This is a genomic window from Dyadobacter sp. 676, from assembly GCF_040448675.1.
Taxonomy (GTDB): Bacteria; Bacteroidota; Bacteroidia; order Cytophagales; family Spirosomataceae; genus Dyadobacter.
Genome location: NZ_CP159289.1, coordinates 839,165 through 861,152, shown reverse-complemented (window position 1 = coordinate 861,152; position 21,988 = coordinate 839,165). Strand labels below are relative to the sequence as shown.

Here is a 21,988-nt window from a genome sequence, read left to right as displayed (position 1 = left end):
CTGGTAAGATTTTTGCTCTGTAACAGACAATAACTGAAACAAACCTTAATACCCGGAAACATGAAAAAGATCACCTGGATTGTTGCTTCGATATTGCTGGCCGGCACACTTTCGCTGACCAGCTGTTCAGACAAAACCAAAGACTCCGCAAAGGAGACGGTAGAGGAAGCCAAAAACGATATGGACGAAAATGTGGCCGATGCCAAAGCCGATATCAAGGAAGCAGGGGAGGATTTTCAAGCCAAAGTGAAGGCCGATAAGGACGAATTGAAGAAAGATATCGACGACGCGATCGGAAAGCTCGACCGCAAAATCGAGGAAGTCGACGCCAAAATGGAAAAGGCTACCGAAAAGGAGAAAGCCAAATGGCGCGAACGTAAAAAAAGAGCTGAACGCCGAAAAAGAAGAACTGCAGGCTTCCTGGAAGAGAGCCCAGAATGAAACCGCAGATAAGTGGGACGAGTTTAAGGCCAATACCAAAGAAAAAATCGCCAAAGCAAAAGCCGATCTCAACGACTAATAATTTAATGAGGGTTATGGAATAAGAAAAATGCTCCGGGTTTCGGAGCATTTTTTTGTTACCTGACGGGTAAATGAAGTTCCGTCATCATGCATCGGGCCGAACCGCCACCGTTGCCTTCGATCACCGAAAGGTCGGTATGGAGCAGACGGGCGTAGTCGTCGAGCCGGTCTTTTTGCCGGGGAGTCAGCGATTCGTAGGCCTGGGTGGACATCACGAGGAATTTGTCGGCTTTCTTGTTTCTTACCATCAGCATATTGCCTGCGAAATGCCGCATTTGTTCGAGCGATATTTCGATTACGTCTTTGTGGGTCTCTTCCAGGACCGACCTCACCATGAGGCGCTCGTCGGGATCTTTGATGGCTTCCAGGCAAACCACCGCGAAGATATCGCCGACGCACATCAGCACATTGGTATGGTAAATAGGCTTTCCGTGCTCGTCGGAGGCCGAAAATGCGATTATTTCGTAGCCCAATGCATCCGCAAACGCATCGAGGACCTCCCGGTGCGTACGCGGGGAGAGGCAGGCATAGGCGATCTTGTAGCGCCGGTCGAAAACCATGCTGCCGGTGCCTTCCAGGAATTTGCCTTGTTGTTCGAAATGGGTCAGGTCAATGATTTCCTCCACCTTGAAATCCCTGGCCAGCGCATCGATAATGTCACGACGGCGTTCGAGCCTGCGGTTTTCGGCCATCATCGGATACAAAACCACTTTCCCGCTCTGATGGAAAGAAACCCAGTTGTTGGAAAAGACGGCGTCGGGACGGTCCACTTCGTCGGTATCGTCGAAAATATGCAATTCCACACCGGCTTTTTGGAGCTGGTCGATCATCAGGTCGAACTCTTCCCGGGCTGCCTGCTGGGCGGTGTCGCGGGTTTGCTGCGCGAACGACTCCTGCTGAAACTCGTTGCTTCCGGCGGTTTCCTCATTGAAACCGAACCGAACCGGCCTGATCATCATGATCCGTGAGGTGGATTGCGGCTGGATTTGAGCGGATGAAGTGATGACGCGCATAGGAGTAATGGTAAAAGGTATTATCGGATCTTTTCAAAAACTGAGGATGGTTGTCCCTAGTGCAATTTACGATTCAAACGGATCGATTACAATATTAAAATTAACCTGGCCGCTCGCGAGCCAAGGCCCGGAAAACGGCTATCCGCGAAGCAGGGGCATGCTCATACAATGCGAGCCGCCGCGTGCGCGGGAAAGCTCGGCGGACGGCAGCGTGATAAAGGTATCGGTGACGTCTTCAGGTGCCAGCATGTTATGTTCGAACTTTTCCAACAGCCTTTTTGCGCTGATTACCCGGAACCCTTCCTTTTTGAACGCTTCGAGCGTTTTGTCGTTACGATCATAGCCGATCACCACACCGTCGCGTAATGCGAGCAGATTGCAGGAGTCGGTCCATTGTTCACGTTCGCCGTACGGAAACTCGTTTCCCCCCGAATAAATGAAGCGGACAGGCCCGGTGACGCCCAGGTCGTTTCTGCTGATTTCGGTCAGGAGATCTTCCAGGTTTTCGATTTCCCTTGGCTGCTGTTCCCTGCCTTTTTCGAACTGCAGAATCCGGAACTCCTTGTTTACGTCTACCGGTGCGAAGAAATGCAGCACATCCTTTTTCCTGGCCTCGTCGCCTACGCGGGCAAGCGCGCCCAGCAGCACCCACACATCTTTTTTAACCTGTGTAAAAATCGTGTCGATATGCATGTAATCCCGCCTTTTAGGGATTTTGATGATCGTGATTTTCCCAACTACATTTTTATCGAACAAAATCTTCATCACCTGCTGCGCCGCGTAAATGGACGTCCGTTCGCTGCACCCGATCAGTAAATGCCCCGGCGCGACCATCATTACATCGCCGCCTTCCAGTGTGCAGCGGTGGTAATCGCTGGCTTTCTCGTCGTCGGGAAGCAGGAAATGGCGTTCGTTTTCGGGTATTTCAATGACGTTTTGCCTGACATGGGCAAACATCGGGTGGTAAAAGAAAACAAACTGAGCCAGTATCGATTCGCGTGTGCGGGCCGTTTTGGCCGGTTTGTTGAGCAGGATATGGTCGTTGATCACAATGCCGATGTCCCGGGTGAAAATCAGATTGGGCAGGGGAGCGAAGAGCATCCGTTTGTCGGAGCAGGAGCCTGAAATGAATATGCGGGCCAGTTCGTGCGGGTCGAAAGTGCCCAATTCCTCCTGGATCTGGTAGGAGCACCGTTCGATACCGCAAATGGCCGAGGTTAGCTTAATGCGTGTGCTTTCGTCTTCCAGTATTTCGCCCAGCAATCTTTGGATATCCACCACGCAGTCGGAAGCGAAGTAGTTTTCGGTGCCCGGAATAAAGAACGAGCGGGTAGGGTCGTCGTCGATCTCGGAGAGCCTGCCCTTGATCTTGTGGGGGTCGAGAAAGTATAAAAGGAGTTTTACATAAAAATCATATTCCTTCCTGCGCATCGTGTCCAGGTGCACGATATCCTCGAAAAGCCAGTCCTGCGCTTTGCTGGGAACAACTTTGCCCAGGCCGCGGTCGGGACTATGGATGAGTAGCCGTTTGAGGGTGCCGGTTTCAGACGATACATGGATCGAATGCCCGTGGGCTTGATTGATAGCCATAAATGAAGTGTTTGGAACGTAGGGCGCAAAGTAAATGTTTCCCGGCGAATTAAAAACCGGGTCTTCTTCAACCCGTTTATTCTCTGACCGTTTAAGGTATAAATATCTGCGTTGCGGGAACATCCTGCCACGTAAAAAGGTTGTACAAAATGGATGGCCCGCTATTTAAGACTCTGACGCTCATTTTCATTTACGCCGTTTGCGTATTACTTTTGCGGGAAATTACCACGAACTATCTTTTAAGTATAAATCAGTTATGCTCTCTATTAATGACTTGCGTGCCTCCATTGAAGGTAAGGAAATATTAAAAGGCATCAATCTGGAAGTCAAGCCGGGTGAAGTGCATGCGATTATGGGGCCCAATGGTTCCGGTAAAAGTACTTTGGCATCGGTATTGGCGGGAAGGGAAGAGTACGAGGTTACTGGTGGAAATGTAATTTTTGAAGGAAAGGAAATTCTGGAACTGGCCCCGGAAGAGCGGGCTGCGGAAGGTATTTTCCTCGCATTCCAATATCCGGTCGAAATTCCGGGTGTTACGACTATCAACTTTCTGAAAACAGCGGTTAACGAAATCCGTAAATATAAAGGTGAAAGCCCGCTGGACGCCGCGCAGTTCCTGAAAATGGTACGCGAGAAAGCCAAGCTCGTGAGCATGAACGATTCCCTGCTCAAACGTGCATTGAACGAAGGATTCTCGGGTGGAGAGAAAAAACGCAACGAGGTGTTCCAGATGGCCGTGCTCGAACCGAAGCTGGCAATCCTGGACGAAACCGATTCGGGACTGGATATCGATGCGTTGCGCATTGTGGCTGAGGGGGTTAACTCGCTACGGTCGCCGGAACGTTCGACGATCGTCGTGACGCACTATCAGCGCCTTCTGGATTACATCGTGCCGGATTACGTACACGTTTTGTACAAAGGCCGCATCGTCAAGTCAGGCCCGAAAGAACTTGCCCTGGAACTGGAAGAAAAAGGTTACGACTGGATCAAGGCGGAAGTAGAAGCGGTAGGTTAAGCGAAAATCCATTTCAAACTTAACCCAACACCATACCCAAATATCGATGAGTACCGAGACAATAGATTTAAAAACCAGGCTGATCACGGATTTTCACGCCCGCGAAGCTGTCCTGAATGGCGAGGCTTCTTCGGAGTTTCACCAGAAAAAACGCGCAGGGCTGGCCCGTTTCGAGCGGTTAGGTTTCCCGACGATCAAGCACGAGGAGTGGAAATATAGCAACGTAAGGGATCTGATCAGCGTTTCCTACGATTTTAACGCGGAGAGTTCCATCGGCCTGGCCGAACTCGAAGACCTGAAAGTGCCCAAGCAGGAGGCGAATATCCTGTACTTTGTCAACGGCCGTTACGACGCCGGTTTATCGACAATCATTTCCCCGGTTGGAAAAATTACAATCAGCTCGCTTGCAGACGCTTATAAGAACGACCCTGCCAAAGTTTCATCCTATTTCAACGAGCTGACAAAAGATGCCGAGGATGCGTTCACCGCGCTGAATACCGCATTTACACAGGATGGTGTGTTTATCCATATTCCTGATAACCAATCCGTGGAGCATCCTGTTATCCTTCGCTTTGTGAGCGATGCGCGCCGGCAGAATGTTGGTAGCCAGCCCCGGAATATCATTTCGGTCGGTAAGAATTCGCATGTAAAACTGGCCGAGGCATTCAGGACATTGGGCGATCAGCGTTCGTTTACCAACACGGTGACCGAGATACACGTGGCCGAAGAGGCTAATGTGCAATACTATAAAGTGCAGAACGAGAGCGACAACGCTTATCACATCGGCACCACCCAGGTACGTATGCTCGACCGCTCGCATTTCTACGCGGGTACCGTTACACTGAACGGTAAATTTACGCGCAACAACCTGAATATTGTGTTGGACGGCGAGTATTGCGACGCGCATATGTACGGCTTGTACTTTCCGCACGGCTCACAGCATGTTGACAACCATACTGTTGCGGACCACCAGAAGCCGAATTCGGAAAGCAACGAGCTATATAAAGGTATTTTGCGGGATAAATCGAAGGGGGTTTTCAATGGGAAGATCTTCGTTCGTCCGGATGCGCAGAAAACCAATGCATTCCAGTCGTGTAAAAACATCGTACTGTCGCCCGATGCGACGATGAACACCAAACCGCAGCTGGAAATTTTCGCCGACGACGTGAAGTGCTCCCACGGCACCACCACCGGGCAAATCGACGAAGAAGCGTTGTTTTATATGCGCTCACGCGGAATTTCAGAGCCGGAAGCGATGTCGCTTTTGATGTTCGCGTTCTGTGCCGATGTGGTTTCACAGATCAAGATCGACTCTGTTCGCGAATATCTGGAAAACGTGATTACCCGGAAACTGGCATCGAAATAGCTTTTGTGGGCCTGATGGCCCCGATTAATACATTTCCTGGTACCCAGCCGCCATTTTTGGGGTTGGGTATTTTTCTTAAATGACGAATTACTATGAGCCACAATCTCAATATCTCATCCATCCGGAACGACTTCCCGATTTTGAATGAAGTCGTGAATGGCAAACAACTCGTCTATTTCGATAACGCGGCAACGACCCAGAAGCCACGGCTGGTACTGGACGCGCTGTCGGGTTACTATGAGCATTATAATGCCAATATCCACCGCGGGATCCACTATTTAGCGGAAAAAGCTACATCTGCGTTCGAGCAGTCGAGGAAACGTTTGCAGGCCTTTCTGAATGCGGGGCATTCGGAGGAGATCATTTTTACATATGGAACTACCGACGGTATCAACCTGGTGGCATCCACCTACGGCCGGAAATTTCTGAAAGAAGGCGACGAGATAATCATTTCGACCATGGAGCACCATTCCAATATCGTGCCCTGGCAAATGCTTTGCGAGGAAAAAGGCTGTATCCTGAAAGTGATCCCGATCAACGACGACGGCGAGCTGCTGATGGACGAGTACGAAAAATTGCTCACCGAAAGGACCAAATTCGTCTCCGTAGTACACGTTTCCAACTCGCTGGGCACCATCAACCCCGTCAAGGAAATCATCGCGAAAGCCCACGCGGTAGGCGCGAAGGTGCTCATCGACGGCGCGCAGGCCAGCTCGCACATTGAAATCGATGTGCAGGACCTGGATTGTGACTTCTATTCGCTTTCGCTGCATAAAATCTACGGTCCTACCGGAATGGGCATTCTCTACGGCAAGCGCGATTTGCTCAATGCGATGCCTCCTTACCGCGGTGGCGGCGAGATGATCAAGGAAGTTACTTTTGCCAAAACGACCTATAACGAGCTGCCTTACAAGTTCGAGGCCGGTACGCCTAACATCGCCGATGTGGTAGCGGCCAGATTTGCGCTGGATTATGTCGATAGCCTCGGTAAGCTTAATATCGCGGCATACGAGCACGAATTGCTTGAATACGCAACCGAAGCTGTGAAAGAGGTAGAAGGATTGAGAATCATCGGCCGGGCGAAGAATAAAGTCAGCGTGCTGTCCTTTGTAATCGACGGCATTCATCACCAGGATATCGGCGTCCTGCTCGATCAGCAGGGTATCGCCGTCCGCACGGGGCACCACTGCACCCAGCCGTTGATGAACCGCTTCAACATCACCGGAACCTCGCGTGCGTCGTTTGCTGTTTACAATACAACCGAGGAGATCGACCGGCTCGTTCAGGGGCTTCATAAGGTGAAGCGGATGTTGGGATAATTTTTTAAATTACTGGCATTGATTCATTTTAAACTATATACGCATTATGGAGAATTCAGTACAGGAAGCAAGGAGATACCTTGACAATGCAAAAGAATTACTGAGGGACAAGGCCAGGAAGGAAGGGAAGTATTACCAGGACAAGAAGTATGTCAAGCTGGCCGGACATGCCGCATATTCTGGTGTTTTGATTGCACTGGATGTTCTTATTGGAGCAAAAAAGGGAAGAAAAAGTGCGGAATGGTATCAGGAGAATCTCCGCAAAATAGATCGGAAGGCCCTGGACGTGTTTAATTCTATCTATAACATTCTCCACCTGTCGATGGCTTACGATGGTGAACGAAATGTAATTATTTCAAAAGAGGGTTTAGAGGAAGCGGAAGAGCTTATCAACTGGGTCGAAAGCCGCACCGCGGTAGCTTAAATCGAATTTACGATGACCATAAACGAAATACAGGACGAACTAATTTCGGATTTCGAATTGTTTGATGACTGGGAGAGCAAATACGAGTTCATTATCGACCTCGGAAAGCAGTTCCCCCCCATTGGAAGAGCAATACAAGACCGAAGAAAATATTATCAAAGGTTGCCAATCCCGGGTGTGGCTGAATGCCTATATGGACGGCGACCTTCTGAAATTTGAGGCGGACAGCGACGCGATTATCGTGCGCGGGCTGGTGAGCATGCTGGTGAAGGTACTTTCGGGCCATACACCCGAAGAGATTGCGAAAGCAGACGTGTATTTCATGGAAAAAATCGGCCTGCACCAGCATCTGGCACAAACGCGGTCGAATGGATTGGCGGCGATGCTCAAACAAATGAAAGCGTATGGTTTCGCCTTCCAGGCCAAATCGGTGAATGCATAACTATTAACAAGACTTGCGATGTCAGAGTCAGAACTGAAAGAAGAAGTTATCAAGGCCATTAAGACGGTTTACGACCCGGAAATACCAGTGGATGTGTATGAACTGGGATTGATTTATGATCTGAAAGTATTTCCGATCAATAACGTGTTCGTGTCGATGACGCTGACTTCGCCTTCATGCCCGTCCGCTGGAACGCTGCCGGGAGAAGTGGAGCAAAAAAATCCGCGAGGTGGAAGGTGTGAATGATGTGAGCGTCGAATTGACTTTTGATCCGCCTTATTCAACAGAAATGATGTCCGAGGAAGCCAAACTGGAACTCGGGTTCATGTAGGGAGAACTTCGGCCGTCGGCTTTCGGCTGTCAGCTTTTTTAACAATTTCGATAGCCGAAGTACAAATAAGTAACAACAACTTTTAAACATTAACATATTATGTATCCACCACAATTAGTGGCTCCGATGAAGGCCGAGCTGGTAGACGCCGGTTTTCAGGATCTGACAACCGCAGAGGAAGTCGACAACTTCATGAAAAATGCCAAAGGAACCGCTTTGGTTGTGATTAATTCGGTATGTGGCTGTGCGGCTGGTGCTGCGCGTCCGGGCGTGAGAGCGGCATTGGCTGGCAGCGAAGTGAAGCCCGACCATCTTGCGACGGTATTCGCCGGTGCGGACCTGGAAGCTACGGCCAGAATGCGCGAATACACATTGCCATATCCTCCGTCGTCACCGGCGGTAGCGCTGTTCAAAGACGGAGAGCTGATCCATTTCGTGGAGCGCCATCACATCGAAGGCCGTTCGGCACAGATGATCGCAGAGCATTTGAAAATGGCTTTCGAAGAATTCTGCACCGAAGAGGCATAATTCGAAATTTTTTTAACCCCGGACGGCTACTTTCGATTACATTTGAAAGTAGCCGTCTGTTTTCAATACCTGCCAATATGCGAGGACATCGTTTCACCAAATACATTCCGCCCGAGCAAGGGCCGAACAGCAAATTCGAGCAGCTTTTTGATATTTTTCAGCAATTGCTGTTGATGACGTCCGGTGACGTCTCCGAGGCGATGTCGTGGTTGAGCCAGCTCGACCGCCAGTATAACCTTACCAACGATTCCTACGGGATCGGCGATTTTTTCGAAGACCTTAAAAAGAAAGGCTACGTTACCGAGGAAAAGCAGGAAGGTGAAAGCAGGCTCATTATGACGCCCAAAGCCGAGAAAAGCATCCGTAAAAGTGCTTTGGACGAGATTTTCGGAAAACTGAAAAGGTCAAAATCCGGCGGTAACCATCATACGCCGCACCTGGGCGTGGGCGACGAACTCACCAGCGACATCCGCGATTTCCAGTTTGGCGATACGCTCGACCAGATTTCGATGACCGAATCCATCAGGAATGCGCAGGTCAACCACGGGATCGGGGATTTTATGTTGATGGAAAACGACCTGGAAGTAGTGGAACGGGAGCAAAAGACTACCACCGCGACCGTGGTAATGATCGATATCAGCCACTCGATGATTCTGTATGGCGAGGACCGTATTACGCCGGCCAAGAAAGTAGCGCTAGCGCTGGCGGAGCTCATCAGAACCAAGTACCCGAAGGATTCGCTGGACATTATCGTTTTCGGGAATGACGCCTGGCAGATTCAGTTGAAAGACTTGCCGTACCTGGAAGTAGGCCCTTATCATACCAATACCGTCGCCGGACTGGAATTGGCGATGGACATCCTGCGCCGCAAAAAGACGCGGAATAAGCAGATCTTCATGATCACCGACGGCAAGCCGACTTGCCTGAAAGAAGGTATCAGATATTATAAAAACAGCTTCGGCCTCGATCGCAAGATTATCAACAAGACGCTGACCCTGGCTGCGCAGTGCCGCAGGCTGGATATTCCGGTCACGACTTTTATGATCGCCACCGACCCTTATCTGAAACAATTTGTTCAGAACTTTACGCAGGTCAATAACGGCCGGGCCTATTACAGCAATTTGCAGGGACTAGGCGGCTTTGTACTGGAAGATTTTCAACGGAACAGACGAAAGAACGTGAAGTAAAGCTTGGCCTCATGGTAAAATAGTCAGGTTTTGTTAGGTGGTCAAGAATAGTCAGGTGTGGTCATGTATAGTCAAGAATAGTCAGGTGTGGTCATGTATAGTCAAGAATAGTCAAGTGTCGTCAGGCGTAGTCGTATATTCTCAATATACTTGACCACACTAAACAATACCTGACGAAACCTGACCACATCCAACCCGCCGGGCATCCATATTCGCTATTTCGTGCCGACCGAGATCATATTCGCAAACAAGCGGTAAGCGCCGGTTACGCCTGCAGGCAGCTCGCGGAAAAACGACAGGCCGGTGTATATATAATGTCCCTTGCCATATTGCGCGTAAAGCGTGCTGCCTTCCTTGGCGCTTTCCCCTTTATCATTCGCCGAGAACAGCGCTACGTAGTTCTTTTTGTCCCAATCCTGGGCGAAATACAAACCGCGTTCCTGTATCCAGCCTTCGAAATCCTTTCGGGTAATTTTATTAGGGAAATTTAAAATGGGGTTCTCTGGTTGTAAAAATCGCATTTCCGCATCTTCTTCCGTAACTCTCTCGCGTCCCAGCTCGATAGGATAGGGGCCGATTTCCTTTACTTTCTGGCCGCCCGGAATCGTGTATTGAACGACCATCGTGCCGCCGTTCTTGACATAATCCATCAATTTGGCCTGGTAATTGTTCAGGTATGCCTCCGTGTTGTACGCACGTACGCCGACTACGATCGCGTCGTAAACATTCAAGTCCTTGGAAAGTCCTGCTTCGCTCAACATAGTTACCTGGCAATCCATCTGGCGCAACGCGGCAGGCACGTCGTCGCCTGCACCCGCAATGTAACCGATATTTTTGGCAGTGGTCGTGACGTCGATTTTAGCGAGTTTAGAGGTTGATTCCGGGAAGATAGTCTGGCTTGGAATATGCTGGTAGGCGATGGTCCTGACCGATTTGTCGTAGCTTTTTCCATCCACCATCGCTACCGCTTTGATCACCGCCTCCTGATTCCCGGCGGGAGGTGTAATGATGAACGAGAAATATTGCTGCTGGTATTTATTAGCCAGATTGAACTCCGCAGATTCCGGAACCGACTTCCATCCAACGGGAATTTCGGGTTTTAAAACGCCTTTTACATTGTTGCGCTGCGCTTCCACAACGATGTTGACCGTTTTGGCCTCCATGGAAGGAAATATGAAGACCGGCTCGCTGATAGTCGTCGTTACAAGCGGGCGGATCTCGAACGGCCGGTAAATCTCGCCTTCCGCCGGGTCTACGAATTTGTATACCCACGGCTTTTCGAATACGAATTCCTGACCGCCGATTTCAAACTTGTAGCTGGTTTTCGTTTCCGGCCGGTTTTCTGGATAACCGATATCCTGTTGGTTGTCGATTTGAAAAATACCGCGCTCGATCGGTTTTTCCAGCCAGTACGGCTGGCTGATTTTCAGGTTTTCAGGCAGTAATACGCTTTTCGAAAAAGCATTCATCTCATTGGAATTCAATGCAAGGTTCAAAACGCTGTCCGCCGATTTGCCTGTCCAGTGCAACGAAACAAGTTTTACGGGGTATTCGGAGCGCTTAACGACACTGATATTAATCCGGGCCCCGTCACCGGCCACGCCGGAAAAGTCATTCGGATTGGTTTCGAACCAAAGTCCGGCACATTGCTGGATGAGGTCTTTTACTTCTTCCTTTTTGGTTTTAACATAAATATTGCCCGAATCCAGCCTGGCCAGCTCCGTATTGATCTTCAGCAGTTCCGGAATGGAAGCCGACGGCTTGTTTACCGAATAATTTTTAATGGCCGCTGCAATCAGCGCCTGTACTTTTTCGCTGCCTTTAACCCGTTTCCAGGTCACATCGACACCGTCGAACAGACTTTTTTCCGCTGGAGTACCCACTTTATGAAGGAAGAAGTCGACCCGTTCGCCACGCTGCGGGGCACTTCCAAAGCCCTGGCTACGGTGCTGGCTGCGGCTCAATGCAGCAATTTCGGTGTAGGATTTGCCCAATACCGGATTGTACCCGCCGATTTCAATGGAAATGAACGGCTTTTTCTCGTCGGTTGGCGCTTTGTTGGTGAAACCCGGCGTGAATGTATTCCAAACGAGCCGCCTGGCTTGCCAGGGTTTTACAAATTTCAGCTGATCGGGATACGCTTTGGGATCCGCGGCCAGGCCAAAGCCCTGCTCGGCGAGATAAGCGGAGGTCTGGTGGTGCCCGTGGCCCGCGCGGGGATCGGGCGGGAAGCGGGTGATGATCACGTCGGGCTGGAATTTGCGGATCATCCACACCACGTCGCCCAGCACTTTGTCGCGGTCCCAGAAATTCAGCGTCTCGTCGCGGGTTTTGGAAAAACCGAAATCATAGGCCCGCGAAAAGAATTGTTGCGCGCCATCGATGCGCCGGGCTGCGAGCAACTCCTGTGTGCGGATAACCCCGATGTTGTAACCCTGCTCGGAGCCGATGAGATTCTGCCCGCCGTCGCCGCGGGTGAGCGAGAGATAGCCCGTGCGCACGAGCTGGTCTTTGGATAGATACGAGAGCATCAGCGTGTTCTCGTCGTCGGGATGGGCGGCGATGTAGAGTACCGAACCCAACACATTGAGTTTTTTGATGTTCTGAAAGATCTCGCTCGAAGAGAGTGCGGGAGTTTGTGCGAAGAGCCGGGTAGCGAGCAGTACGAATACGAGCGTAAAGAAACGGTACATAACGGGTTAAGGTAATTGAACAGGGCCGGTTAAAGGGTCCAGGTCAGTACATAATCTTCAAATGTATCAAATTGAAGCCGTACAACTTCCTGGTTGTCGCCTTTTTGCAGGTTAACCTCAAAAAAGCCGTTTTGGTTGCCTGAAAAATGATTTATCGTGATATGTTTTTTCAGGTCGATCGAAGCGTCGCCGGCGTATTTGAAAACCGATTCCTTGGCCGACCATATCAGATGCAGCCTAACGTTGTTTTCAAGATCGGCCCATTGCATTTCGGCTTCGTTCAAAAAGTAGAACGCACCTTTTGAGATGGAAGGTTTCAGTTGCTGAATATCCACGCCCACAGGCGCATGTTCATGCAGGTACACGCACACGTACTCGCCCGAATGCGACATCGATATCTGGATTTTCAGGCCCGCGAGGTGCGGCTTGCGCTCTGCGTCGTAGGCGATTACCGCATTTCGCCCCAGCATTTCTTTCAGTAATATCCTGCAAGCCAGCCATTCGCGCTTCCGCTTATTCTTGATAACGGATTCGAATGCTTTTGCCTCCCCGGCCGGTATTTCGATCATCTCCCGGAGCTCTTCCCACGGTTCGGTCATACGCCACCGTCCCAGTTGCGAAACCGGTGAAACGGTTTTTATAGAAACGATCCCCATTTATTGCTAATTTTGGTATCCGAAGGCCGCATGATCTGCGTGGCCGATTGCTGATTTTTATGTGGCCTAAAAACAAAGTACTACGTTCCGCGCTCAAAGCTTTTTCCATTTTCCTGCTGGTTCTCGGGATACTTTTCGGGCTGTTCCTGTGGCGTATCCGCGTACCGAAGCCGGAGCTTGAAAGTACTAAAACTGTCGAAAGTTACAAACGTGAGAAAGTGGGGGAGGACCATTACCGCGTAGGCAACAACTGGCTGCGGAAGAATAAGCACGGCATTTGGGAAATGTACCTCGAAGGTGCGCCATACGAACGGGGACTGATCTACGGTATTCTGGCCAGGGAGCTGATGGAGAAACAGGAGGTGCATTTTGTCGGGCAGATCAGGGAAATGATCCCTAGTGCGATGTTCCTGCAAGTGCTGAAAGGCTTTGTGGGCTGGTTCAACAGGGATATTTACAAATACATCCCGCTTGAAAACCAGCAGGAAATTTACGGCGTTTCGCAGTCGTTTTCCGATCAGTTCAATTATATCGGCCCCAAATATTACCGCATTCTCAACTACCACGCGGCGCACGACATCGGCCACGCGCTCACGGACCTGAATATGGTAGGTTGTACTTCTTTTGCGGTTAATCATTCGCTCACAAGGGATTCCACATTGCTCATTGCGCGTAATTTCGATTTCTACATGGGCGACGCGTTCGCCGAGGACAAGCTGATCGTTTTCATGAATCCCGATAAAGGCTACAAATTCGCCTCTTACGCCTGGGCAGGGCTCACGGGCGTGGTGTCGGGTATTAATGAAAAGGGTATTACCGTCACTTTGAACGCTTCCAAGTCTGATATTCCCTTCGCCGCAAAAGAACCCATCTCGATTCTGGCAAGGGAGATCCTGCAATATGCCGGCACTATCGAAGAAGCCCGTAAAATCGCCTCGAAAAGCGAAACCTTCGTTTCAGAATCGCTTCTGATCGGTTCTGCGGCCGATGACAAGGCGGTGATCATCGAGAAGTCGCCCCAGAAAATGGATGTCTACGATCCGGGCAGGGATTACCTGGTTTGTGCCAACCATTACCAGAGCAATGCATTTGTGAAGGATTCGGTAAATATCGATAATATCCGTGACACCGATTCCAAAGCGCGGTTCGACCGTATGACGCAGCTGATGGGCCGTTCCTACCCGATGGATGTGGACCAGGCCGCCGCCATTTTACGCGACCAGAAGGGTGTGGACGATAAATTCATCGGTTACGGCAATTCCAAGCTGCTCAACCAGCTGATCGCCCATCACGGTATTGTTTTCAAACCTGCCAGAAAGGAGTTCTGGATTTCGGCGCCGCCCTACCAGCTGGGGGAGTTCGTGGGGTATGATTTAACCCGCATTTTTGCACAAAAAGGAAACTTCGACTCATTCGACTCGCTCAATATCGACCGCGACCCGTTCCTGGAATCGGCGGATTACAAAAAGTTCGGGGCGTTTAAGTCAATGAAGCAGAAAATCACTAAATATGTGATGCTGGATACACCGCTTTCGCTGACGCCGCTGGATGAGAAAAACTTTATCGCGAACAATCCCGCGAGTTATCTCCCGTATTTTTTTCTCGGCGAGTATCATCAAAAGAAAGGTAACTTCAGCAAAGCGATCGGCTATTATGAGGAGGCATTGAAACACGAAGTTTCTTCATTGAACGAGGAAAATTCGATCCGTGCACGCATTACCGAAAGCAAAAAAGGCAAACATTAATGCATTTTCCGCTTTTTCATACCAACCTTTGATTGCCATGAATCCCGAAACACAGCAGCCGGCCTTGCAGCAGCTTTTATTGCACGTTTCCAACTATTCCAATTACTATAAGCGGGTTTTCCGCGACCATCAGATCAATGTCGACGCGATCAGGTCGGTGGCCGACCTGGCCCGACTGCCGTTTACGACCAAGGACGATCTGGCGCAATACAACGACGATTTCCTCTGCGTTCCCAAAAGCCGCATTACCGATTTTGTGACGACCTCGGGCACCCTCAGCGACCCCGTGGCGTTTTACCTGACCGATTCGGATGTCGAAAGGCTGGCCACGAACGAAGCGCAGTCGTTCCGTTGCGCGGGGGGGACGGAAAACGATATTTACCAACTGATGACGACTATCGACCGCCGTTTTATGGCCGGGCTCGCATACTGGATGGGCGCGCGCAAAATGGGCGCAGGCATGATCCGCGTCGGCCCGGGAGCGCCGTTTTTGCAATGGGAATCCATCCAGCGGTTTTCGCCGACGGTGATCATCGCTATTCCGTCGTTTATTCCGCGACTGATCGACTATGCGGTTGCTAATGACATCGATTTCAGGGCTTCGAGTATTAAATCGATCATCTGCATCGGCGAGCCGATCCGTAACCCGGATTTTACCTTGAACGAACTGGGCAAGCGCATTACCTCGCAGTGGGATGTGAAGCTGTATTCAACCTACGCATCCACGGAAATGGGGGCCGCATTTACCGAATGCGGCGAAGGTAAAGGCGGGCATCTGAACCCCGACCTGCTCATTCTGGAAGTGGTCGACGACGACGGTGATGCCGTAAAAGACGGCGAGCTCGGCGAAGTGGTGGTGACTACGCTCGGTGTGGAAGGGATGCCACTGCTGCGTTACAAAACGGGCGACCTGTGTAACGTATATTATGAACCTTGCGCGTGCGGACGTACGAGCCCGCGCCTCGGGCCGGTGGTGGGCCGGAAGCAACAGATGATCAAATTCAAGGGTACGACCATTTTTCCGCCTGCGTTGTTCGACGTGCTCGACGCCGTGAAAGAAATCGATTTGTACCAGGTGGTCGTATCCAAAAACGAGTTTGGAAACGACGAGATCACCGTGGTGCTGCCGATGCAATTGCAGACCTCCGCTTTCAAGGAAACCATGCATTCCCTATTCAAATCAAGGCTCCGGGTATCGCCCGCACTGACTTTCGTTACCGCTGAAGAACTAACTTTCCGTATCTACAAACAGGAAAAGCGCAAACCTGAAAAATTGATCTATATTTGACCCCTCTATTACCATAAAAATAAAATTTACGCTCATGAAAAAGTTTATTTACGCGTCGGCAATGGCCATTTCGTTCCTCGCCGCTGACGCGGCCCTCGCCCAGCGTGTCGACCTCCGTTCAGGTGATCTAGGCGTGTTGACCGGGCAGAAAACAGTCAATGTCGAATACGATTATTCGGATTTCGGAGTAGGTAAATTCGCCACCGAACAGGAGTATGTCGACAAGAAATCGGCGGAGTATAATGCCAAGGAGGCCGGTAAAGGCGATACCTGGAAAAAAGCGTGGGTCGAAGACCGCAAGAACCGCTACGAGCCGAAGTTTGAAGAGTTGTTCAACAAGGGAATGGCGGACAAAGGCCTCACGGCCGTAACAGCACGTCCGGACGCACAATACACCTTCATTGTGAAAACGAAATTCGTAGAACCTGGTTTCAATGTGGGGGTCATGCGTAAGAATGCCTATGTGGACTTTGAGGTCGACCTCGTGGAATCGGCCAACAAATCGAACAAAGTGGCCGAAATTGCGATGAGAAATGTGCCGGGCGGCCAGTTCGGTGGATTCGATTTCGACACCGGCGTACGCATTGCCGAATCTTACGCGAAAGCGGGCAAGTCGCTGGCGGCGTTCCTGGATAAAAAATTGAAATAAATCAAACGTTCCAAATTACTCTCGTTATGAAAAAGTTACTACTCCTCGCATTTGTATTGTTTAATGCCGCGCTCGCTAAGGCAGACAATACCATGGCCGACCTCGTTGCAGGTAAAACCAGGCTGGTTTTCCTGGGTCTCGACTTCACGCAGGCCAAATACATCGGGAAAGCAGGTTTTACCGACGCACAGGCGATCCAGAACCAGCACATCGTGAGCTGGAACAACCTGATCGAGCTTGAACCCAAGAAATTTTCGCTGCAAAAGGCTTTTAACCTCAAAGACGATCAGTACAAGTCGAAAGTAGAGGATATGGTGGCGCACAATAAATCGGTGAACGTCGAGAAAAATATTACCGACGACGAGTACAGCATTACCGAAGACCAGGTGAAAAAATCCGTCGCTAAATATTCATTGAGCGAAAAGGACGGCATCGGTGTGGTGTACGTGGTTGAAAGCCTCAATAAGAATGCCGAGAAGATGGTCGCTTGGGTAACGTTCATCGACCTGGCTACGAAAAAGGTGATCCATACCGAAAAAGTCGAGGGTAAAGCGGGCGGTTTCGGTTTCCGTAATTACTGGGCCGGCGGCGTTTACAAGATCAACCAGGAGATCGACAAAAACCTTTACAAGAAGTGGAGCAAATCCTTCAAAGCATAAGAAAGTAAATAGAATTGTTTATTTTTAAAGCTCAGATTGATTACCGATACCATATCATTCTTTTGTAAGCTGTGATCTGTTTGCCTGGGTTTGGTGAACGTTTCACAGCTTACTGTTTAAAACCCGTCGTCGTGCGTATAGCCAATTCGTTTTTCCTGCTACTGATCTGCCTGCTTTTTACGGGCTGTGGTAAAATGCTCTACCGTTCGGCTGCGAAGGCTTTCACAAAAGGTGCCAGGGAAGCGCCGTATGATGCGATCATCGTGCCGGGCTTCCCTTACAACGGCGAGAAATGGGACATGGTGCTGCAATTACGCATTCACTGGGCGTACTATCTGTATTCCAAAGGTTATACCAGAAACGTTATCTTTTCCGGGGGCGCGGTAGCTACCCCGTATATCGAAAGCCGGGTAATGGCCAATTATGCCGAGGCGCTCGGAATCCCCCGCGAGCATCTGTTTACCGAGGAAAAGGCCCAGCACAGCACCGAAAACGTATACTATTCCTACCGTGTAGCAAAAGAACATGGCTTTTCAAAGATTGCGCTTTCCACCGATCCCGTTCAGACGAGCTACATGAAAAAGTTCATCAAAAAGTACGAGTTACCGATCGGCTTGCTGCCGACGGTGATCGATACGGTTAAAACGCTGAACGTCTACGAGCCGAAAGCCGACCACAGCAATGCGGTCGTCAGGGAAGGTTTTGTGAAGCTGTCGGATCGGGAAGGTTTTTTCAAGCGTTTCCGCGGCACGATCGGCAAGTATATTGTCTGGCATGAAGAAGATTTGAAAAAAGCCAAATACAGAAGGAGATACAAGGACAGGATGATACCCTCTTCCGAACAATCAGGGAACAATAAAAGCGTACAATGAAAAAAGAATTGTCGGCTATTGAAGCCAAGTATGAAGCACAAAAGATAGCGTTTGGCCCGATGTACTTTCAGGCGGTGGTAGCGTTGAGGGATCTGGGCATTTTGCAGTACATCGGCGAAAACCGCAAGGGCGTGAGCATCGAAAACATTATCCGGAATGTGAACGTCTCGGAATACGGTGTCACTCTCCTGCTCGAAGCGGCGGAAGTTCTGGGCGTGGTGGAGACGGAAAACGATGTCGTCAGGATCAGCAAGATCGGCTTTTTCCTTTTGAAGGACGAAATGACCCGGGTAAATATGAATTTCATGAGGGACGTGTGCTACCTGGGTGCGAGCCACATGACCGAAAGCATCGTCAACGGCAAGCCCGAAGGCCTCAAAGAGCTGGGTAGCTGGCCGACGATCTACGAAGGTCTGTCGATCCTGCCGGAACCTGCCAAGACGTCCTGGTTCGAATTTGACCATTACTACTCCGACAATGCATTCCCCGATGCGTTAAAAATCGTATTTTCCAAACAGCCGAAACTGATTTTCGACGTGGGCGGCAATACCGGCAAATGGTCGTTCGCGTGCTGCGCCCATGATGCCGATGTTAGGATTAAAATACTCGATTTGCCGGTTCAGCTCAATGTCGCCCGCGCGAATGCGGCCGAAAGAGGCTTGCTCGACCGTATCGACTTTCACGCGATCGACCTGCTCGATACAACCCAAAAGATCCCGCAAGGCGCCGATGTGATCTGGATGAGCCAGTTCCTGGATTGCTTTTCCAAAGAGCAGATCGTCGCGATACTTGAAAATGCCTGTCAGGCGGCTTCCGAAAATACCACCCTTTTCATTCTGGAACCATTTTTTGATAACCAGAATTATCCTGCTGCACATTACAGCCTGGTGGCGACCTCTTTATATTTTACAATTATGGCCAACGGCAATAGCAAGATGTACAGGATCGGCGTGATGAAAGAGCTGGTTTGCCAGGCGGGTTTTGAAGTGGTTGAAACTTATCCATTGATCGGCGACAGTTATCACACGATTCTGGAATGCAGGAAGAGGGCCTGACATTCCTTGGTTACAATCCGGAATAAGTAAAAATTGATAGCTATGAAGCGTTTAATGGCGGTTTGCCTTGCGTTTCTGCTCGGGGCGACCGTTTCCGTCCGGGCGCAGATCGACAAGGAAACCTATTACAAAGCATTGTCGAGCGGGCAGGAGGAATCAATCGATAAAATGCTCGCCAGGCTCGAAACCGAGAAAGCGACGCCTAAATTGAATGCCTATAAGGGTGCATTGACAATGAAAAAGGCGGGATTTGTGAAAGGGGTGGGGGAAAAAGTAAAAACCTTCAAAAAGGGCGTACACTTGCTCGAAGACGAGATCAAAAATAATCCGGGCAACACGGAGTTCCGTTTCCTGCGCCTGACCGTACAGGAGCACGCGCCGGGGATTTTGAAATACAATAAGGAAATAGATGCCGATAAGCAGGCGGTGGTTTCGGGCTATGACAAGCTGGACGCCGACCTTAAAAACGTCATCGCCGATTACGCGAAGGATTCGAAGGTGTTGAAAGAGTCGGATCTCAAATAGAAGCATTAACAGGATTTTCATCGCTCAATGAAAAATATACTCGTTGTAAACTACTCGCAGTCAGGTCAGCTAAATGAAATCATCGGACAGTTTCTCAAACCGTTCGCACCTGAAACAGTAGAGCGACTGGAAATTTTCCCGGAAAAGCCTTTTGCTTTTCCCTGGACTACCGACGAGTTTTTCGACAAGATGCCCGAATGCGTGCAGGAAGAGCCAATTGCGCTTCAACCGTTGCATTTCGGCGCCGAGCGCTACGACCTCATTGTGATCGGTTACCAGCCCTGGTTTCTGTCGCCATCGCTTCCGGTTACCTCCCTGCTGAAATCGCCCGGGTTTCAGGCCCGGCTGCGCGGCACGCCGGTTGTGACCGTGATCGCTGGGAGGAATATGTGGCTCAATTCGCAGGAGAGCGTCAAAAAGCTGATCGCCGATGCCGGCGGCAGGCTTGTGGGCAATATCCCGCTGATGGACCGCGTTTCAAACCTCGTCAGCGCGGTGACCATTCTGCATTGGATGCTCACCGGCCGGAAGGACCGCAAATGGGGCATTTTCCCGAAGCCGGGGGTGAGTGACGAGGACATTCAGAGCGCGGCGCGTTTCGGTGCCATCGTCAAAAAATGCTACGAAAGCCGGGAATACGCAGGTTTACAGAAAGAGATTATGGCCACGGGCCTCATCGGGATACCTACCGACATCCTTTTCATCGAAGGGCGGGCGAAAAAACTTTTCAGGATCTGGGCGAACCTGATCAAGACAAAAGGCACTACCCCCGAAAAGCGGAAACGACTGGTCGGTTTTTTCAAATATTACCTGCTGGTAGCTCTTTTTATGGTCGCGCCGGTGTTGGTCACGTTGTACCGGTTACTGGTCGCGCCGTTTACCGCGAATGCGATTAAGAAGAAAAAAGAATACTTTTGTGGTGTAGAAACCAAATTATAATGTCAGAAGCATATATTACCAGAATTGCCAAGTTTTTACCGAATGAGTCCGTTTCCAATGAGGAAATGGAAGAATATTTAGGATACATCAACGGAAAACCCTCTAAGTCGAAAGCGATTGTTCTGCGCAATAACGGGATCAAAAACAGGTACTACGCATTGCGGAAAGACGGAACCCCCACGCACACCAATGCGGAAATGGCGTCGCTTGCCATTAAGGGCCTTTTTAAAAATAATCCCGCGGAGATCGGCGAAATGGATCTGCTGAGCTGCGCCACATCGAGCCCCGATCAGCTGATGCCTTCGCATGGCTCGATGGTGCACGGTAACCTGCCCGAAGCGGCGTCGATAGAAGTGGTATCGCCCTCGGGTGTTTGCTGCGCCGGGATGCATGCGTTCAAGTATGCCTATATGGCGGTGAAGCTCGGCGAGAAACAGAAAGCGGTGTCCTGCGCTTCGGAACGGCTGTCGACCATATTGCGGGCCGATCAGTTCGAAGACGAGGTGCAGCAGCTTGCCCGGCTGGAAAAGAACCCTTATCTGGCATTTGAGAAAGACTTCCTTCGCTGGATGCTCTCCGACGGTGCGGGGGCATTCCTGGTGGAACCGGCCCCGAACAAGGATGGAATCTCCCTGAGAATAGACTGGATCGAAGGCTGCTCGTACGCCAACGAGGTGGAGCCGTGTATGTACATGGGCGCCGACAAGCTGGAAGACGGTACACTGAAGAGCTACAAGGATTACACAGCCGAGGAAATCAAGGAGCAATCGATATTGAGTATCAAGCAGGATGTGAAGCTGTTAGGCGAAAAAATTGTTAAATTAGGTTTCGCGAAGCTGAAAGATATTCTGATAAAAAAGGGAATGGCTATGGACGATGTGAGCTACTTCCTGCCGCATTTGTCCAGCTATTTCTTCGAAGGTAAAATCGACGAGTTTTTCAAAGAAAACGGCATGCCCGTTCCCAAAGAAAAATGGTATACCAACCTCGTGACGAAAGGTAACGTCGGTGCGGCTTCCATTTATATGATGCTGGAAGAAGTATTCAATAGCGGGGCTTTGAAAAAGGGCGAGAAAATATTGCTGGCAGTGCCCGAGAGCTCGCGTTTCTCGTACATGTTTTGCCTGCTCACCGTATGCTGACCGGGCCGGAAGCCCGGCGTGCGTTATT

20 protein-coding genes and 2 pseudogenes are annotated in these 21,988 nt (G+C 50.2%); 18 read left to right on the top strand and 4 right to left on the bottom strand.

Annotated features, from left to right (window positions below; translation table 11 throughout):
- Positions 1 to 60 precede the first annotated feature (60 nt).
- A complete protein-coding gene (locus tag ABV298_RS04000; protein ID WP_353720898.1) occupies positions 61 to 441 on the top strand; it encodes a hypothetical protein in 381 nt (126 codons plus the stop codon).
- A gap of 137 nt (positions 442 to 578) precedes the next feature.
- On the opposite strand, the gene ctlX is transcribed toward ABV298_RS04000, so the two are convergent.
- Positions 579 to 1,535: a citrulline utilization hydrolase CtlX gene (gene ctlX / locus ABV298_RS03995; protein ID WP_353720897.1), complete on the bottom strand. Its 957-nt coding sequence runs from the start codon at positions 1,533 to 1,535 to the stop codon at positions 579 to 581.
- Between the two features lie 138 nt (positions 1,536 to 1,673).
- Positions 1,674 to 3,125, bottom strand: coding sequence for an arginine deiminase family protein (locus tag ABV298_RS03990; RefSeq protein ID WP_353720896.1), 1,452 nt, complete (start codon positions 3,123 to 3,125; stop codon positions 1,674 to 1,676).
- 256 nt (positions 3,126 to 3,381) lie between these two features.
- Between ABV298_RS03990 and sufC the strand changes: the two genes are divergently transcribed.
- The 8 genes and pseudogenes from sufC to ABV298_RS03950 all read left to right on the top strand — a co-directional run bounded on the left by sufC (position 3,382) and on the right by ABV298_RS03950 (position 9,737).
- The gene (sufC, locus tag ABV298_RS03985) at positions 3,382 to 4,140 is read left to right on the top strand and encodes a Fe-S cluster assembly ATPase SufC (RefSeq protein WP_353720895.1); all 759 of its coding nucleotides are present in this window, start codon (positions 3,382 to 3,384) and stop codon (positions 4,138 to 4,140) included.
- A gap of 46 nt (positions 4,141 to 4,186) precedes the next feature.
- Positions 4,187 to 5,506 carry a Fe-S cluster assembly protein SufD gene (gene sufD, locus ABV298_RS03980; protein ID WP_353720894.1) on the top strand — a complete coding sequence of 440 codons (1,320 nt, stop codon included), beginning with the start codon at positions 4,187 to 4,189 and terminating at the stop codon, positions 5,504 to 5,506.
- A 92-nt stretch (positions 5,507 to 5,598) separates the two neighbouring features.
- Positions 5,599 to 6,825 carry a cysteine desulfurase gene (locus ABV298_RS03975; RefSeq protein ID WP_353720893.1) on the top strand — a complete coding sequence of 409 codons (1,227 nt, stop codon included), beginning with the start codon at positions 5,599 to 5,601 and terminating at the stop codon, positions 6,823 to 6,825.
- Between the two features lie 46 nt (positions 6,826 to 6,871).
- Positions 6,872 to 7,249 (top strand): DUF5618 family protein, encoded by a 378-nt coding sequence (locus ABV298_RS03970; RefSeq protein WP_353720892.1) that lies wholly within the window; start codon positions 6,872 to 6,874, stop codon positions 7,247 to 7,249.
- A gap of 12 nt (positions 7,250 to 7,261) precedes the next feature.
- Positions 7,262 to 7,691, top strand: a pseudogene (locus ABV298_RS03965) (SufE family protein).
- An 18-nt stretch (positions 7,692 to 7,709) separates the two neighbouring features.
- Positions 7,710 to 8,022 (top strand): annotated as a pseudogene (locus ABV298_RS03960) (SUF system Fe-S cluster assembly protein).
- A gap of 99 nt (positions 8,023 to 8,121) precedes the next feature.
- Positions 8,122 to 8,550: a BrxA/BrxB family bacilliredoxin gene (locus tag ABV298_RS03955; protein WP_353720891.1), complete on the top strand. Its 429-nt coding sequence runs from the start codon at positions 8,122 to 8,124 to the stop codon at positions 8,548 to 8,550.
- Positions 8,551 to 8,627: 77 nt separating this feature from the next.
- A complete protein-coding gene (locus ABV298_RS03950) occupies positions 8,628 to 9,737 on the top strand; it encodes a VWA domain-containing protein (protein ID WP_353720890.1) in 1,110 nt (369 codons plus the stop codon).
- A gap of 215 nt (positions 9,738 to 9,952) precedes the next feature.
- On the opposite strand, the gene ABV298_RS03945 is transcribed toward ABV298_RS03950, so the two are convergent.
- Positions 9,953 to 12,430: a PIG-L family deacetylase gene (locus ABV298_RS03945; RefSeq protein WP_353720889.1), complete on the bottom strand. Its 2,478-nt coding sequence runs from the start codon at positions 12,428 to 12,430 to the stop codon at positions 9,953 to 9,955.
- 29 nt (positions 12,431 to 12,459) lie between these two features.
- Positions 12,460 to 13,086, bottom strand: coding sequence for a 4'-phosphopantetheinyl transferase superfamily protein (locus ABV298_RS03940; protein ID WP_353720888.1), 627 nt, complete (start codon positions 13,084 to 13,086; stop codon positions 12,460 to 12,462).
- Between the two features lie 59 nt (positions 13,087 to 13,145).
- Here ABV298_RS03940 and ABV298_RS03935 point away from each other — a divergent pair, with 59 nt between their 5' ends.
- The 9 genes from ABV298_RS03935 to ABV298_RS03895 all read left to right on the top strand — a co-directional run bounded on the left by ABV298_RS03935 (position 13,146) and on the right by ABV298_RS03895 (position 21,960).
- Complete coding sequence (locus ABV298_RS03935) at positions 13,146 to 14,831, top strand: C45 family autoproteolytic acyltransferase/hydolase (protein WP_353720887.1); 1,686 nt, start codon at positions 13,146 to 13,148, stop codon at positions 14,829 to 14,831.
- Positions 14,832 to 14,868: 37 nt separating this feature from the next.
- Positions 14,869 to 16,119, top strand: coding sequence for an AMP-binding protein (locus ABV298_RS03930; RefSeq protein ID WP_353720886.1), 1,251 nt, complete (start codon positions 14,869 to 14,871; stop codon positions 16,117 to 16,119).
- Positions 16,120 to 16,153: 34 nt separating this feature from the next.
- Positions 16,154 to 16,768, top strand: coding sequence for a hypothetical protein (locus ABV298_RS03925; protein ID WP_353720885.1), 615 nt, complete (start codon positions 16,154 to 16,156; stop codon positions 16,766 to 16,768).
- A gap of 26 nt (positions 16,769 to 16,794) precedes the next feature.
- Positions 16,795 to 17,427 (top strand): hypothetical protein, encoded by a 633-nt coding sequence (locus ABV298_RS03920; RefSeq protein ID WP_353720884.1) that lies wholly within the window; start codon positions 16,795 to 16,797, stop codon positions 17,425 to 17,427.
- A gap of 131 nt (positions 17,428 to 17,558) precedes the next feature.
- The gene (locus ABV298_RS03915) at positions 17,559 to 18,299 is read left to right on the top strand and encodes a YdcF family protein (RefSeq protein WP_353720883.1); all 741 of its coding nucleotides are present in this window, start codon (positions 17,559 to 17,561) and stop codon (positions 18,297 to 18,299) included.
- The gene (locus ABV298_RS03910; RefSeq protein ID WP_353720882.1) at positions 18,296 to 19,354 is read left to right on the top strand and encodes a methyltransferase; all 1,059 of its coding nucleotides are present in this window, start codon (positions 18,296 to 18,298) and stop codon (positions 19,352 to 19,354) included. The genes ABV298_RS03915 and ABV298_RS03910 overlap by 4 nt, the downstream gene beginning before the upstream one ends.
- Before the next feature lie 42 nt (positions 19,355 to 19,396).
- Entirely contained in the window at positions 19,397 to 19,879 is a 483-nt protein-coding gene (locus ABV298_RS03905) for a hypothetical protein (RefSeq protein WP_353720881.1), read from the top strand.
- 27 nt (positions 19,880 to 19,906) lie between these two features.
- Positions 19,907 to 20,818: a hypothetical protein gene (locus tag ABV298_RS03900; RefSeq protein WP_353720880.1), complete on the top strand. Its 912-nt coding sequence runs from the start codon at positions 19,907 to 19,909 to the stop codon at positions 20,816 to 20,818.
- Positions 20,818 to 21,960: a beta-ketoacyl-ACP synthase III gene (locus tag ABV298_RS03895; protein ID WP_353720879.1), complete on the top strand. Its 1,143-nt coding sequence runs from the start codon at positions 20,818 to 20,820 to the stop codon at positions 21,958 to 21,960. Before ABV298_RS03900 ends, ABV298_RS03895 begins: the two co-directional genes overlap by 1 nt.
- Positions 21,961 to 21,988 lie beyond the last annotated feature (28 nt).

What these genes read in the sequence shown, in the direction of transcription:
- ctlX (WP_353720897.1), bottom strand. Translation starts at nt 1,535, where the DNA reads ATGCGCGTCATCACTTCATCCGCTCAAATCCAGCCGCAATCCACCTCA.
- ABV298_RS03950 (WP_353720890.1), top strand. Translation starts at nt 8,628, where the DNA reads ATGCGAGGACATCGTTTCACCAAATACATTCCGCCCGAGCAAGGGCCG.
- ABV298_RS03945 (WP_353720889.1), bottom strand. Translation starts at nt 12,430, where the DNA reads ATGTACCGTTTCTTTACGCTCGTATTCGTACTGCTCGCTACCCGGCTC.
- sufD (WP_353720894.1), top strand. Translation starts at nt 4,187, where the DNA reads ATGAGTACCGAGACAATAGATTTAAAAACCAGGCTGATCACGGATTTT.
- ABV298_RS03990 (WP_353720896.1), bottom strand. Translation starts at nt 3,125, where the DNA reads ATGGCTATCAATCAAGCCCACGGGCATTCGATCCATGTATCGTCTGAA.
- ABV298_RS03910 (WP_353720882.1), top strand. Translation starts at nt 18,296, where the DNA reads ATGAAAAAAGAATTGTCGGCTATTGAAGCCAAGTATGAAGCACAAAAG.
- ABV298_RS03930 (WP_353720886.1), top strand. Translation starts at nt 14,869, where the DNA reads ATGAATCCCGAAACACAGCAGCCGGCCTTGCAGCAGCTTTTATTGCAC.
- ABV298_RS04000 (WP_353720898.1), top strand. Translation starts at nt 61, where the DNA reads ATGAAAAAGATCACCTGGATTGTTGCTTCGATATTGCTGGCCGGCACA.
- ABV298_RS03955 (WP_353720891.1), top strand. Translation starts at nt 8,122, where the DNA reads ATGTATCCACCACAATTAGTGGCTCCGATGAAGGCCGAGCTGGTAGAC.
- ABV298_RS03895 (WP_353720879.1), top strand. Translation starts at nt 20,818, where the DNA reads ATGTCAGAAGCATATATTACCAGAATTGCCAAGTTTTTACCGAATGAG.
- ABV298_RS03900 (WP_353720880.1), top strand. Translation starts at nt 19,907, where the DNA reads ATGAAAAATATACTCGTTGTAAACTACTCGCAGTCAGGTCAGCTAAAT.
- ABV298_RS03905 (WP_353720881.1), top strand. Translation starts at nt 19,397, where the DNA reads ATGAAGCGTTTAATGGCGGTTTGCCTTGCGTTTCTGCTCGGGGCGACC.
- ABV298_RS03920 (WP_353720884.1), top strand. Translation starts at nt 16,795, where the DNA reads ATGAAAAAGTTACTACTCCTCGCATTTGTATTGTTTAATGCCGCGCTC.
- ABV298_RS03935 (WP_353720887.1), top strand. Translation starts at nt 13,146, where the DNA reads ATGTGGCCTAAAAACAAAGTACTACGTTCCGCGCTCAAAGCTTTTTCC.
- sufC (WP_353720895.1), top strand. Translation starts at nt 3,382, where the DNA reads ATGCTCTCTATTAATGACTTGCGTGCCTCCATTGAAGGTAAGGAAATA.
- ABV298_RS03970 (WP_353720892.1), top strand. Translation starts at nt 6,872, where the DNA reads ATGGAGAATTCAGTACAGGAAGCAAGGAGATACCTTGACAATGCAAAA.
- ABV298_RS03975 (WP_353720893.1), top strand. Translation starts at nt 5,599, where the DNA reads ATGAGCCACAATCTCAATATCTCATCCATCCGGAACGACTTCCCGATT.
- ABV298_RS03940 (WP_353720888.1), bottom strand. Translation starts at nt 13,086, where the DNA reads ATGGGGATCGTTTCTATAAAAACCGTTTCACCGGTTTCGCAACTGGGA.
- ABV298_RS03925 (WP_353720885.1), top strand. Translation starts at nt 16,154, where the DNA reads ATGAAAAAGTTTATTTACGCGTCGGCAATGGCCATTTCGTTCCTCGCC.